9 protein-coding genes are annotated in these 15374 nt (G+C 43.5%); 8 read left to right on the top strand and 1 reads right to left on the bottom strand.

Features of this window, described 5'->3' with window-relative positions; translation table 11 throughout:
* Positions 1–180 precede the first annotated feature (180 nt).
* The 5 genes from FFM78_RS12905 (at position 181) to FFM78_RS12885 (ending at position 11016) form a co-directional block, all read left to right on the top strand.
* Positions 181–1104: a peptidase U32 family protein gene (locus FFM78_RS12905; protein WP_137638808.1), complete on the top strand. Its 924-nt coding sequence runs from the start codon at positions 181–183 to the stop codon at positions 1102–1104.
* Position 1105: 1 nt separating this feature from the next.
* Positions 1106–2332 (top strand): peptidase U32 family protein, encoded by a 1227-nt coding sequence (locus FFM78_RS12900; RefSeq protein WP_137638807.1) that lies wholly within the window; start codon positions 1106–1108, stop codon positions 2330–2332.
* 385 nt (positions 2333–2717) lie between these two features.
* Positions 2718–6317: a DNA-directed RNA polymerase subunit beta gene (gene rpoB / locus FFM78_RS12895; RefSeq protein ID WP_306438930.1), complete on the top strand. Its 3600-nt coding sequence runs from the start codon at positions 2718–2720 to the stop codon at positions 6315–6317.
* Between the two features lie 12 nt (positions 6318–6329).
* Positions 6330–9977 carry a DNA-directed RNA polymerase subunit beta' gene (gene rpoC / locus FFM78_RS12890; protein ID WP_137638805.1) on the top strand — a complete coding sequence of 1216 codons (3648 nt, stop codon included), beginning with the start codon at positions 6330–6332 and terminating at the stop codon, positions 9975–9977.
* A gap of 211 nt (positions 9978–10188) precedes the next feature.
* Positions 10189–11016 (top strand): Cof-type HAD-IIB family hydrolase, encoded by an 828-nt coding sequence (locus FFM78_RS12885; RefSeq protein ID WP_137638804.1) that lies wholly within the window; start codon positions 10189–10191, stop codon positions 11014–11016.
* Between the two features lie 25 nt (positions 11017–11041).
* Here FFM78_RS12885 and FFM78_RS12880 read toward each other — a convergent pair whose 3' ends face one another.
* Positions 11042–11716: a prepilin peptidase gene (locus FFM78_RS12880; protein WP_137638803.1), complete on the bottom strand. Its 675-nt coding sequence runs from the start codon at positions 11714–11716 to the stop codon at positions 11042–11044.
* A gap of 324 nt (positions 11717–12040) precedes the next feature.
* Here FFM78_RS12880 and rpsL point away from each other — a divergent pair, with 324 nt between their 5' ends.
* The 3 genes from rpsL (at position 12041) to fusA (ending at position 15221) form a co-directional block, all read left to right on the top strand.
* Entirely contained in the window at positions 12041–12454 is a 414-nt protein-coding gene (gene rpsL / locus FFM78_RS12875) for a 30S ribosomal protein S12 (protein WP_003680373.1), read from the top strand.
* 68 nt (positions 12455–12522) lie between these two features.
* Entirely contained in the window at positions 12523–12993 is a 471-nt protein-coding gene (rpsG, locus tag FFM78_RS12870) for a 30S ribosomal protein S7 (RefSeq protein WP_137638802.1), read from the top strand.
* 128 nt (positions 12994–13121) lie between these two features.
* Positions 13122–15221, top strand: a complete 2100-nt coding sequence (gene fusA / locus FFM78_RS12865) for an elongation factor G (RefSeq protein ID WP_137638801.1) — start codon at positions 13122–13124, stop codon at positions 15219–15221.
* Positions 15222–15374 lie beyond the last annotated feature (153 nt).

Genomic DNA, 15374 nt, shown 5'->3' with positions numbered 1-15374 from the left:
CCTTGAATTAATTCAAATACAGCCTTAATTTTTGTTTCTTTTGAAAACATGATAAAACCCCCAGATTTGGATTTCTCCAATTCTGGGGGTTCAGTTCAAATAGTGGTTCCACCTAATTCTTTTTTTATTTTGGCTGTGGTATGCTGAAAATAATTAATTTGAGAGAAAGAAGCGAATTTTTTGATTAATCTGATTGCAACGGCAGCTTCGCGGGAACAAGCAAGCCAACTGTTAGCTGCAGGCGTAGATACTTTATATATTGGGGAAGATTTTTTTGGTTTGCGTTTACCCCACAGTTTTGAACGCACTGAGTTGGCGCCAATAGTTAGTCTCGCACACCAGGCAGGCAAAAAAGTCACTGTGGCAGTCAATGCTTTAATGCATAATGAGCGGATCAGCAAGGTAGAGGCTTATTTACAATTTTTGACTGATTTAAAAGTTGACCAAATCACGGTAGGCGATCCGGGTGTGGTTTATTTATTGCAGCAGGCTAAGCTACCTTTAAAGTACATTTATGATAGTGAGGTACTGATGACCAGCTCGCGGCAAATAAACTTTTGGGCGCGTCATGGTGCTAGTGGGGCAGTTATTGCCCGTGAGGTACCCTATGGTGAGTTAAAAGCATTAGCGTCAGAAATTAAAATTCCGGCTGAAGTACAAGTTTATGGTGCAACGTGTATTCATCAATCGGGTCGACCGTTGATACACAATTACTTTAGTTTTGTGCAGGAACATCAAGATCGGGCTGATCGGCAGCGAGGCTTATTTGTATCTGCTCCCCACAAGCCGACGACTCATTATTCAATCTATGAAGACATTAATGGGACTCATTTATTTGCAAACAATGACCTTAATTTAATGACTAAGTTGCCGCAGTTGCAAGCGTTAGAACTGATCAACTGGAAGTTGGATGGTCTATTTGCTGGGACTACAGAATTTGTGGCAATTGCCCGGTTATTTGTCCAAGCGAAGCAAGCATTAGTTGCTGGAAAGTGGACACCGGAATTAGCAACGGCCTTAAGTCAGCAAGTAGCGCAACTCCAGCCGACCAATCGCGGCTTAGACACTGGTTTTTACGATATTGATCCAAGTGAGGTACGATAAAATGCGTGTAATTACAGATAAACCTGAAGTTTTAGCACCAGCTGGAACCTTAGAAAAGTTAAAAGTGGCTATTGATTACGGTGCTGATGCCGTTTATATTGGCGGCGACGCTTATGGATTGCGTTCGCGTGCCGGTAATTTTTCATTTGACCAAATGCGTGAAGGCGTGGCCTACGCGCAGGCCCATCAGGCTAAGGTCTATGTTGCCGCTAACATTGTGGCTCATGAAGGCGATACTGTTGGTGCTGGTGAATTTTTCCGAACATTACGGGAAATTGGGATCAGTGCAGTGATCGTATCTGACCCTTCATTGATTGAAATTGCGATCACCGAGGCACCAGGCCTGCCCGTGCACTTGTCCACCCAAGCTTCGGCAACTAATTATGCGACTTTAAATTTTTGGCAAGCAGAAGGATTGGAACGCGTTGTTTTAGCCCGTGAAGTTGGCATTGCCGAAATTAAAGAAATGCGGCGGCACACAGATGTGCAGATCGAAGCCTTTATTCACGGTGCAATGTGTATCGGCTATTCTGGACGGTGCGTTTTGTCTAATCATATGTCAATGCGGGATGCTAATCGTGGTGGCTGTGCTCAAAATTGCCGTTGGAAATATGATTTGTTTGAAATGTCTGCTGGTGGGGAAAAGCAATCCCAACTTGAAAATGGGGAGGCCTTCTCCATGAGTGCTGTGGATATGGCGATGATCGAGCATATTCCCGATTTGGTAGAAGCAGGTGTTAATAGCTTCAAGATCGAAGGCCGGATGAAATCGATTCATTATGTCTCGACAGTGGCTAATGTTTATCGACAAGCGGTGGACAGTTATTGTGCCGACCCGGATCACTATGTATTAAAGCATGAATGGGTCGATGAATTGTGGAAGGTTGCCCAGCGAGAAATGTCCACTGGTTTTTATTATGGGACGCCAACGGCCGATGATGAATTATTTGGTAAACGGCGTAAACGGCCACAGTATGGTTTTGTTGGTGAAGTGTTGGCTTATGACGCTGCCCATCAAGTTGCTATTGTGCAACAACGGAACAATTTTGGGGTTGGCGATAAAATTGAATTTTATGGTCCCCACTTTACCCACACTGCGCAAATTGTTGAGCGGCTGTGGGATCAGGATAACGATATTTTATATCGAGCACCTGACGCGATGATGATCTGCAAATTGCCAGTTACTCAGCCGGTAAAAGCTGGTGATATGATTCGGAAGCAACGTTAATTGTTGGTAGTTGAATACCGATTCAGCGGTGAAATGAGAAAAAATCGGGTTTACGTTTTAGAGTAATGTTCAGAACAAGTCAGTAATTAGAATTTTTTGTCCCAGCTAGGTAGCTTTTATAGATACTGGGCTGGTTGACAAAATTAAAATAGTCGTGTAGTATAAGAAGTTGCTAAAAACTGTAGAATAGTCTAGCCTGCGATCTATTGTCCGTAGGCGGCATAAATAGAAAAACACAAAAGTAGTCGACAAATATCGCATGATAACGTCCTATTTTTGGTTTTTTTTTGCCGAAAAACGACTCAGATTAGCAAATGTAATTTTTATTTAATGTTTGTAACCTTAATGTCATATTACGTTAGACACTACAGAAACCACAGAAGGAGTGAACAATTTGGCAGGCCATTTAGTTAAATACGGTAAACACCGCACTCGTCGTAGTTATTCACGAATTAAGGAAGTTTTGGATCTTCCTAATTTGATCGAGATCCAAACGAATTCGTATAACTGGTTCTTGGACGAAGGCTTGAAAGAGATGTTCAACGATATCATGCCTATTGATGATTTCGCTGGCAATTTGTCTTTGGAATTTGTTGATTATGAATTATTAGAACCTAAGTATACGGTTGAAGAAGCACGTCAACATGATGCCAACTATTCGGCACCTTTGCATGTTACGTTGCGTTTGACTAACCATGAAACAGGCGAAATTAAATCACAGAACGTTTTCTTTGGTGATTTTCCGTTAATGACTGACCAAGGAACCTTTATTATCAATGGTGCCGAACGGGTCATCGTTTCCCAGTTAGTTCGTTCACCAGGGGTTTATTACAATAGTGAAGTCGATAAAAATGGGCGGACGATTTTCGGTACTACTGTTATCCCTAACCGCGGGGCTTGGTTAGAATTAGAAACCGACGCCAAGGATATCTCTTACGTCCGAATCGACCGGACACGGAAAATTCCAATGTCAGAATTGATTCGCGCATTAGGTTTTGGTTCTGATGACGATATTATCGGCATGTTAGGCAATAACGATAGTTTAATGTTGACGATGGAAAAAGATGTTCATAAGAACGCAGATGATTCACGTGTTGAAGAAGCCTTAAAAGATATCTACGAGCGACTACGCCCAGGTGAACCCAAAACTGCTGACAGTTCACGTAGCTTATTGAATGCACGCTTTTTTGATCCAAAACGTTATGATTTAGCTGCAGTTGGTCGTTATAAGATCAACAAAAAGTTATCCTTAAAGACACGTTTATTAAACCAAACTTTAGCGGAAACTTTAGCTGATCCTGATACTGGTGAGGTTATTGCGCAAAAGGGTGATGTGGTTGATCGCCAAGTGATGGAGAAACTCAGCCCTTATTTGGATCGCGATGATTTTATGACCACCACTTATACGCCGTCTGATGAAGGCGCAGTGACTGATCCTATGACGTTGCAATCGATCGACGTTGAATCAAAACGTAATCCAGAAAATGTAGTACCGATCATTGGTAATGGGCATATTGAATTAAGTTGGAAACATATTCGTCCCGCCGACATCATTGCTTCAATGAACTATTTCTTGAATTTACAAGAAGGTATCGGTTCAACTGATGACATCGATCACTTAGGTAACCGGCGCATTCGGTCGGTCGGTGAATTGTTGCAAAATCAATTCCGGATCGGTTTATCCCGAATGGAACGTGTGGTTCGTGAACGGATGTCGATTCAAGATACTAGTACGGTGACACCACAACAATTGATCAATATTCGGCCAGTTGTGGCCTCGATCAAAGAATTCTTCGGTTCTTCGCAGTTATCCCAGTTTATGGATCAGACCAACCCATTGGGCGAGTTAACGCATAAGCGTCGTCTATCTGCCTTAGGCCCTGGTGGTTTAACGCGTGATCGGGCTAGTTATGAAGTTCGGGATGTGCACTATACTCATTACGGTCGGATGTGCCCAATTGAAACCCCTGAAGGTCCTAACATTGGCTTGATCAATAGTTTGGCGAGTTACGCCGTTGTTAATAAATACGGTTTTATTGAAACACCATACCGTCGTGTCGATTGGCATACCCATAAAGTTACCGATAAAATCGACTATTTAACGGCTGATGAAGAAGATAACTATGTGGTTGCCCAGGCCAACTCATTATTAAATGAAGATGGTTCCTTTGTCGATGATACCGTTTTGGCTCGTCGTGAAGAAGATAACTTGGAAATCGCTGTGGATCGTGTCGATTACATGGACGTTTCGCCAAAACAGGTTGTTGCCGTCGCTACTGCCTGCATTCCTTTCTTGGAAAACGATGATTCTAACCGGGCCTTGATGGGTGCCAATATGCAGCGTCAGGCTGTTCCGTTGATCAATCCCCACGCGCCACTGGTTGGGACTGGTATGGAATATAAAGCAGCGCATGACTCAGGGACTGCTGTTGTTGCTAAACATGCTGGAACTGTTGAATACGTGGATGCAAAGCAAGTTCGCATTCGGCGTGAAGATGGTTCATTAGATAAGTATGATTTAATGAAGTACCGTCGTTCCAACTCAGGTAAGAGTTACAACCAACGGCCAATCGTTAAACTTGGTGATCATATTGACGTTAGTGAAATCTTAGCTGATGGTCCGGCTATGGAAAATGGGGAACTGGCCTTAGGTCAAAACCCAATTATTGCCTTCATGACTTGGAACATGTACAACTATGAAGATGCCATCGTCTTGTCCGAAAAGTTAGTTCGTGAAGATGCTTATACCTCAATTCATATTGAAGAGTATGAGTCAGAAGCACGTGATACTAAATTAGGACCGGAAGAAATTACCCGTGAAATTCCTAACGTCGGTGAAGACGCGTTGAAGGACCTTGATGAATTCGGGATCGTCCGCATTGGGGCTGAAGTTAAGGATGGCGACTTATTAGTCGGTAAAGTCACACCAAAAGGGGTCACAGAGCTTTCTGCGGAAGAACGCTTATTACACGCGATCTTTGGTGAAAAAGCACGTGAAGTCCGCGATACGTCATTGCGGGTACCTCATGGTGGCGGTGGGATCATTCAAGATGTTAAGATCTTCACTCGTGAAGCCGGCGACGAATTATCCCCTGGCGTTAACATGATGGTGCGGGTTTATATCGCCCAAAAACGTAAGATCCAAGTCGGCGATAAAATGGCCGGCCGGCATGGTAACAAAGGGACAGTTTCAATCGTTGTTCCTGAAGAAGACATGCCATTCTTACCAGATGGTACGCCAGTTGATATCTGCTTAAGCCCAATGGGTGTACCTTCCCGTATGAATATCGGTCAGGTGATCGAATTGCATTTAGGGATGGCCGCACGTAATTTAGGTATTCATGTGGCAACGCCTGTTTTTGATGGTGCGCAGGATCAAGATATCTGGGCAGCCGTTAAGGAAGCCGGCATGGATGACGACGCAAAGTCAGTCCTTTATGATGGGCGCACCGGTGAACCATTTGCTAACCGTGTTTCCGTTGGGGTGATGTACTACATGAAGTTAGCCCACATGGTTGACGATAAGATGCACGCCCGTTCGATCGGACCTTACTCATTAGTTACGCAACAACCATTAGGTGGTAAAGCCCAATTTGGTGGCCAGCGTTTCGGTGAAATGGAAGTTTGGGCCCTTGAAGCTTACGGTGCCGCTTATACCTTACAAGAAATTTTGACTTATAAGTCTGATGACGTGGTTGGTCGTGTTAAAACGTACGAAGCCATCGTCAAAGGTGAACCAATTCCTAAGCCAGGAGTTCCGGAATCATTCCGCGTGTTGGTCAAGGAATTACAATCACTAGGTCTAGATATGAAAGTCTTAGATGCTGACAAACAAGAAATTGAATTACGTGACATGGATGATGAAGACGATGAAGTCGTTAACGTTGATGCTTTAAGCAAATTCGCTAAAGAACAAGAAGCACAAAAGGCAAAGAAGGCTGCAGAAGAAGCAGCTAACGCTAGCGGCGACAGCGACAACAAATAGGAGGTCAGCTAAGTGATAGACGTCAATAAATTTGAGAGTATGCAGATCGGTTTAGCATCTCCCGATAAAATTCGTAGTTGGTCTTATGGCGAAGTTAAAAAACCAGAAACGATCAACTACCGGACACTAAAACCAGAGCGGGATGGGTTGTTCGATGAACGCATCTTCGGACCAACCAAAGACTGGGAATGTGCCTGCGGTAAATACAAACGGATCCGGTATAAGGGCATCGTTTGTGACCGTTGTGGGGTCGAAGTTACCCGCTCTAAAGTACGCCGTGAACGGATGGGTCACATTGAATTAGCTGCCCCTGTTTCACATATCTGGTACTTCAAAGGTATCCCTAGTCGGATGGGCTTAGTTTTAGACATGAGCCCACGTGCCTTAGAAGAAATTATTTACTTTGCATCATACGTTGTCATCGATCCTGGTGATACAGTTTTAGAAAAGAAACAATTGCTGACTGAACGTGAATATCGTGAAAAGTATGACCAATATGGCAAAGGGTTTAAAGCCGCAATGGGCGCCGAAGCCATCAAGGAATTACTGGATGATGTTGATCTTGATAAAGAAGTTGGCGAATTAAAGGAAGACTTAAAGACTGCCCAAGGCCAAAAGCGGACCCGTGCTGTTCGACGCTTGGACATCTTAGAAGCTTTCCGGCAATCTGGCAATGAACCAAGCTGGATGGTTATGGATGCGATTCCGGTTATCCCGCCTGATTTACGGCCAATGGTTCAATTGGAAGGGGGTCGCTTTGCGACTTCCGATTTGAACGACTTATACCGGCGGGTCATTAACCGGAATAACCGTTTGAAGCGTTTATTGGACTTAAATGCACCAAATATTATCGTGCAAAATGAAAAACGGATGTTACAAGAAGCCGTTGATGCGTTGATCGATAATGGTCGCCGTGGTCGGCCTGTAACTGGGCCTGGTAATCGGCCGTTGAAGTCCCTTTCCCATATGTTAAAGGGTAAACAAGGGCGTTTCCGGCAAAACTTATTAGGTAAACGTGTCGATTATTCTGGCCGTTCGGTTATTGATGTCGGCCCGACCTTGAAGTTCTATCAATGTGGATTGCCACGTGAAATGGCGTTGGAATTATTCAAGCCATTTGTGATGCGTGAATTGGTCAAACGTGAATTAGCTTCTAATATTAAGAACGCTAAACGTAAGATCGATCGCCGTGATGACGATATTTGGGACGTTTTAGAAGACGTGATCAAGGAACATCCAGTTCTGTTGAACCGTGCGCCTACATTGCATCGTTTGGGTATCCAAGCGTTTGAACCTGTCTTAGTTGATGGTAAATCTATTCGGTTGCACCCATTAGCTTGTGAAGCCTACAATGCCGATTTTGATGGTGATCAGATGGCGATCCATGTACCTTTATCTGATGAAGCGCAAGCAGAAGCTCGCTTGCTGATGTTAGCAGCGCACCATATCTTGGCACCTAAAGATGGTAAGCCGATTGCAACACCTTCACAGGACGTTGTATTAGGTAACTATTTCTTGACTTCAGAAGAAGCCGGCGTTGTTGGTGAAGGTATGATCTTCAAAGATGGCAACGAGGTATTGATGGCCTTACAAAACGGTTATGTGCAATTGCATACTCGGATCGGTTTAGCCGCTAACTCATTACCTAACAAGCCATTTACACCAGAGCAACGGCAAAAAGTCATGTTAACTTCCGTTGGTAAAGTCATGTTCAACGAGATCCTACCTAAGGATTTGGTTTACTTGAACGAACCGACAAACGGTAACTTGATGGAAGGAATCGATGATAAGTTTTTCGTTGAACCTGGTACTGATGTTAAAGCGTTGTTGGCTGATCGTGATTTGATCGCACCATTTGGTAAAGGTTTCTTGGCTGATATCATTGCTCAAGTCTTCAATGTTTACCGGGTAACGGAAACCTCTGAATTGCTTGACCGGATGAAGACGTTAGGTTACACCCAAGCAACTAATTCTGGGATCACAGTCGGTGTCGCCGATGTCAAAGATTTACCAGAAAAACCTGCTTTAGTGGCTGATGCGCATAAACAAGTCGCAACGATCACAAAACAGTTCCGGCGTGGTTTGATCACCGATGAAGAACGCTATCAACGTGTTATCGGCGTTTGGAACGGAGTTAAAGATCAGATCCAGAAACGACTAATGGACAATATGCCGGCGAATAACCCGATCTTTATGATGAGTGATTCCGGTGCCCGTGGTAACGTGTCTAACTTTACCCAGTTAGCCGGGATGCGTGGCTTGATGGCTGCACCAAATGGTCAGATCATGGAATTGCCAGTTATCTCTAACTTCCGTGAAGGCTTATCCGTCATGGAAATGTTTATCTCGACCCATGGTGCCCGTAAAGGGATGACCGATACGGCGTTGAAGACCGCTAACTCTGGTTACTTAACCCGTCGTTTGGTTGATGTGGCGCAGGACGTTATCATTCGTGAAGAAGACTGTGGCACTGACCGTGGTTTGGAAATTTCTGCGATCACAGAAGGTAACGAAGTCATTGAACCGTTCTACGATCGTTTATTAGGTCGTTACACAATGAAATCTGTTTTCAATCCAGAAACTGGAGAAGAAATTATTGCGAAGAACGTTATGATCGATGAAACAACCGCACAGCAAATTATTGATGCTGGTATCAAGACGGTTACGATTCGTTCGGTCTTCACTTGTAACACTGAACATGGTGTCTGCAAGTACTGTTATGGTCGTAACTTAGCAACTGGTGAAACGGTTGAAGTTGGTGAAGCAGTTGGGACGGTTGCTGCGCAATCAATCGGTGAACCTGGTACGCAGTTGACCATGCGGACCTTCCATACCGGTGGTGTTGCCGGTGGCGATATTACCCAAGGGTTGCCACGTGTGCAAGAAATTATGGAAGCACGTAACCCTAAAGGTTTAGCCACAATTACTGAAGTTACTGGTGAGATCACAGCAATCGATGAAAATCCGGCTGATCATACCAAGGAGATCACGGTCCAAGGTGAAACCGATACGCGGACTTATAGTGTACCGTTTACCGCGCGAGTTCGCGTTCAAGAAGGCGACTATATCCATCGTGGTGAAGCTTTAACTGGTGGGTCAATTGATCCGAAGCAGTTATTGCAAGTTCGTGATCGGCTTTCAACTGAAATCTACATGTTGCGTGAAATCCAACGTGTTTACCGTTCACAGGGTGTTGAAGTGTCTGATAAGCATATGGAAGTTATGGTGCGGCAGATGTTACGTAAAGTTCGGATCATGGATCCAGGCGATACCGACATCTTACCAGGTACTTTGATGGACATTGCCGATTTCAAACGCCAAAACTACAAGACTTTGATTGCCGGCGGAATTCCTGCAACTTCGCGGCCAGTCTTGTTAGGGATCACTAAAGCAGCTTTGGAAACAAATAGTTTCTTATCAGCAGCTTCCTTCCAAGAAACAACACGTGTCTTAACTGATGCGGCTATTCGTGGTAAGAACGATCCATTGCTTGGCTTGAAAGAAAATGTAATCATTGGTAAGATCATCCCAGCTGGTACTGGTATGGCGAAGTATCGTCATATGGAACCAAAAGGGGTCGGCGCTGTCTCCCAAAATGTCTACTCGATCAGTGATTTAGAAGAGCAGATGGCCAGCAAAGACAACGATCAATCTAAGTAAATTGATTGCGGAAGCTTTAAATCAAAACTAAAAGGCCAGCTAAATTGCGTTAATGCAGTTTAGCTGGCCTTTTTTGTTATTGAATTTACGGAGAGACTGGAAACCGGGTGGGACTTGACTTAAAATTAATTTTAATGAAAAGACGAAAAATTCGTGGAAAAAAATAAAATGTTCGATTTTACTCAATAAAAGTGGTTGAAAGGGGAAGTAAATGATTTCTTTAGTGGGGACAGATCTAGATGGCACCTTGTTTAATGAACAAAGTCAAGTATCAGCGGCTAACCGGCAAGCTATTCAAAAAATAAGTACCCAAGGGGTGCAGATCGCAATTTGTTCTGGGCGAACCTTACCGACAGTTGACCAACTATTACGTGATACCTTGCGCGTACCAGGATATCGTGTTTGTTTAAATGGTGCGGTGATTTATGGTCCTAATAATCAGTGTTTGCAAGCAACGCCGCTGGCAGCGGATTTGATTTTGGCCGCTTTTACAATTGCTCGGCGCTGGCGCGTGCGCCTCTGTGTTTGTAGCTTGACGCATATGTTGGTTTACGAACCAACTGGATCATATCAGTCTAGTTTGCGCAATCAGCCGGATGCACAAAGACAGCCGATCACTGACTTAGCGGATTTACAACGCGCATTAGCACAGCCCAATGCACAATTTTATAAGTTTACGATTAATCTACTGGAAGATGATGCTGCAAGTATTCGCCAGGCCGCCCAAGCCATACGGCAGTTGCCGCTCCATTTTGTTCGCTCAGGTCGTTTTTTCTATGAGGCAACGGCACTTGGCGTCGATAAATCGGCAGGGCTAGCAGTGGTCGCCCACCACACCCATTTACGAATGGCGGATTTTATGTGCTTCGGTGATTATGAAAATGATCTGGAAATGATTCGTGACGTAGGCTATGGCGTGGCCATGGCCAACGCGTTGCCCAGCGTAAAAAAAGTTGCTTGGCGGGAAACAGTTGATCATGATCAGGATGGGGTGGCCCTTATCCTTAAGCAAGTGGTCGCCCAGCATTTAGCGATTTAAATATACGCAAAAGCGGCGGTGAAAATCAAATTAAGTAATACAACCAAACACCTAAACTGAGATAGGGGATAAAGGGTAAACGAGGTTTGCGCAATAAAGGATAACCTAATAATGCTAGCAAACACCCGTACAAAAGAATTCGACTACTGACACTTAAACCGTACAGTAATGTTAAACCGGCTAGTAATTCAACATCACCGCTACCTAAACCGTGGGAATAATAAGCAAATAATCCTAGGCAGCAGGTTAACAAAATTGCTGCAAGCAAATGTGGTGTTGTGGCTTGGAGTAACAGTAAGGTCAACAACCACGGGATAAATAATTGTGGTAATAAAATTTGCTGCTGAATATCGATCCAACTAAAAAGAAAGAGACCGGTAAATAGCCAACCAGTGCTGAGCAATTCGCTGGTGGTACTGGTTGTCAACCAGATGAAAATGGCTAGGCCGCCACCAATTATTTCGGCCCACCAAGTGGCCATCGAAATAGGGGCCTGACAGTAGTAGCACCGTCTATGCAGCCCGAGATAACTAAAAAGCGGAAATAGTTGCCACCAGGGTAGGAGGTGCTGGCAACTAACACAATGTGAGCGTGGCCGAATGACCGATTGCTTATTGGCGAGTCGCTCTGCACATAAAAAAAGTCCGGAGGCCAGACTAGCACCAAAATAAAAAAGTAAGCAATATAATAGAAAGAGCATCATTTAACCTCCAATATTTTGTTTCTAGCGAGTTCAATTAGGTAAACGCTTTGTTCAGCCTATGTCATTAATTTACGCAATTTTTACTGAATTGTTTGTCACCATAAGTTGACACTGTCAAAATACCATGGTATTCTAACAAAGGTGCTTTTTGTCGAACAGTTTTCCATTTAATTATGGGCGTGCTGACTGTGAGCGACTGCACATTGATTTCTAGATGTGTTTTCACTCTTTTTTATTGCGCGTAATTCACTACAGTTAAAAAAGAGACACCTGGAAGTGTGGACTTATATTTTTGATTTGATAGGAAGGGAGAATCTTTAGATGCCTACGATTAACCAATTAGTACGTAAAGGTCGTAAATCTAGAACTACTAAATCTGATGCACCTGCTTTAAACTTCGGGTACAACAGTATGAAAAAGATCCAAACAAACAATCCTGCACCACAAAAACGTGGGGTAGCTACTCGTGTCGGCACTATGACACCAAAGAAGCCTAACTCTGCATTGCGTAAATATGCACGTGTACGTTTATCCAACTTGATCGAAGTTACCGCTTATATCCCTGGGATCGGCCATAACTTGCAAGAACATAGTGTTGTTTTGATCCGTGGTGGACGTGTTAAGGATTTACCTGGTGTACGTTACCATATCGTTCGTGGTGCTTTAGATACAGCCGGTGTAACTGACCGTATGCAAAGCCGTTCTAAGTACGGTACAAAACGTCCCAAGAAATAATTAAATAAACACTAAAAACAATAATATGTTAGCAAGATCTGACTTGCTGATTCAGGAGGTTACGTAATATGCCAAGAAAAGGCGCTGCAACAAAACGTGACGTGTTACCAGATCCAATTTACAATTCTAAATTGGTTACACGCTTGATCAACCGGATCATGGTTGATGGTAAGCGTGGTACTGCGTCAACTATTCTTTACAAAGCATTTGATAACATTAAATCTTCAACTGGTAATGATCCATTGGAAGTTTTCGAACAAGCAATGAAGAACATCATGCCAGTACTTGAAGTTAAGGCTCGTCGTGTCGGCGGTTCTAACTATCAGGTACCGATCGAAGTTCGTCCTGATCGCCGGACAACTTTGGGCTTACGTTGGTTGGTTCAATATTCCCGTCAACGTGGCGAACATACTATGGATGAACGTTTAGCACGTGAAATCATGGATGCCGCTAACAACACCGGTGCAGCAGTTAAAAAGCGTGAAGATACGCATAAAATGGCTGACGCTAACCGTGCTTTTGCACATTATCGTTGGTAAGCTGAACTTATCAGTTAAAAGGGGGCTATTATATGTGTTTCCATATAGTAGCCCCTTTTATTGCTAAAACGACTTAATTATAGAAGCCACTTAAAGGCTTTTTCAATGAGAGGAGAAACATTTTTACAATGGCAAACACTCGTGAATTTCCGTTAGAAAGAACACGTAACATTGGGATCGTAGCCCATATTGATGCCGGTAAAACAACGGCAACTGAACGGATCTTGTATTACACTGGTAAAATTCATAAAATTGGTGAAACCCATGAAGGTGCTTCACAAATGGACTGGATGGAACAAGAACAAGAACGTGGTATTACGATCACTTCTGCAGCAACAACTGCACAGTGGAAGAACCACCGGATCAACATTATTGATACACCAGGACACGTTGATTTCACAATTGAAGTTGAACGTTCTTTACGTGTTTTAGATGGTGCCGTGGTTGTTCTTGACGCTCAGGCCGGTGTTGAACCACAAACAGAAAATGTTTGGCGGCAATCAACAACTTATGGTGTTCCTCGGATCGTGTTCGCTAACAAAATGGATAAAATCGGCGCTAACTTCGATTATTCCGTTTCTACGATCAGAGATCGTCTGCAAGCTAATGCTTTACCGATCCAAATGCCAATTGGTGCCGAAGATAACTTTGAAGGTGTCATTGACTTGATCGAAATGAAGGCCGATCTTTATGACGAAGATGAATTAGGGACTAAATGGGATACTGTTGATGTACCTGATGACTATAAAGAAGAAGCTGCCAAACGACGGACACAATTGATCGAACAATTGGCCGACGTTGATGATGGTATCATGGAAAAATATCTTGATGGCGAGGATATTCCTAAAGATGAAATCAAGGCTGCTATCCGTAAAGCTACTTTAAATTTGGAAGCTTACCCTGTTTTAGCTGGTTCAGCCTTCAAAAATAAAGGGATTCAAATGATGTTAGACGCTGTCAATGATTATTTACCATCCCCACTTGACGTTAAACCTTATCCAGCAAAAGATCCTGATACAGGTGAGAACGTTGAATTAGTTGCTGGTGATGATAAGAACTTTGCTGCGTTGGCCTTTAAGATCGCGACAGATCCCTTTGTTGGTCGTTTAACCTTTATCCGTGTGTACTCCGGTACTTTGGAATCAGGTTCATACGTCTTGAATGCAACAAAGGATACACGTGAACGGGTTGGTCGTTTGCTACAAATGCATTCTAATCACCGTACGGAAATTCCTGAAGTCTTCTCTGGTGATATTGCCGCAGCTATCGGTTTGAAGAACACCACAACTGGTGATTCCTTGACTGATGTTAAGCACCCATTGATTCTTGAATCAATGGAATTCCCTGATCCCGTTATCCAGGTTTCAATCGAACCTAAGACTAAAGCGGATCAAGATAAAATGGATATTGCCCTTCAAAAGTTGGCTGAAGAAGATCCAAGTTTCAAGGCTGAAACTAACCCTGAAACTGGTGAAACTTTGATCGCCGGCATGGGTGAATTACATTTGGATATCATTGTTGATCGGATGCGGCGTGAATTTAACGTTGAAGCAACTGTTGGTGCACCACAAGTTGCTTACCGTGAAACCTTCACTAAACAGGCTTCCGCACAAGGTAAGTTTGTTCGCCAGTCTGGTGGTAAAGGTCAATATGGTGATGTTTGGGTTGAATTTACACCTAACGAAGAAGGTGCTGGCTTCGAATTTGAAGACAACATCGTCGGTGGTGTCGTTCCTCGTGAATTTATTCCAGCCGTTGAACAAGGTTTGAAAGAATCTATGGCTAACGGTGTCTTAGCTGGTTACCCATTAGTTGATGTTAAGGCCCGTTTATATGACGGTTCTTACCATGATGTCGATTCAAGTGAAGCAGCATTTAAGGTTGCTGCTTCAATGTCACTCCGTGCCGCTGCTAAAAAGGCCGGCGCAGTGATTCTAGAACCAATCATGAAGGTTGAAATTGTTGCTCCAGAAGATAACTTAGGCGATGTTATGGGGCACGTTACGGCTCGGCGTGGTCAAGTTGAAGGTATGGAAGCTCGCGGTAATACACAAATGGTTAACGCGATGGTGCCTTTATCTGAAATGTTTGGTTATGCAACCACTTTACGTTCAGCTACTCAGGGTCGGGGAACATTTACAATGACCTTTGATCATTATGCAGCTGTTCCGAAGTCAGTTCAGGCTGAGATCATCAAGAAAAATGGTGGCACACCTGCTGCAGACTAATTCAATCTGAAATAGCTTAAAATCCGTTACGAGGGTTAATTCTCGTAACGGATTTTTGGTTCTATACTTTTTCCTGTTGATAGCTTACTTAACATGGTAATCTATTAGCAGGATTTTTTAGTGCAAAATAAAAAAGGCCCATAAGCCTCGCAC

The organism is Loigolactobacillus binensis, assembly GCF_005405165.1.
GTDB lineage: Bacteria > Bacillota > Bacilli > Lactobacillales > Lactobacillaceae > Loigolactobacillus > Loigolactobacillus binensis.
Note: the sequence above shows the minus strand (reverse complement) of the source record. Positions and strands in the feature narration are given on the sequence as shown.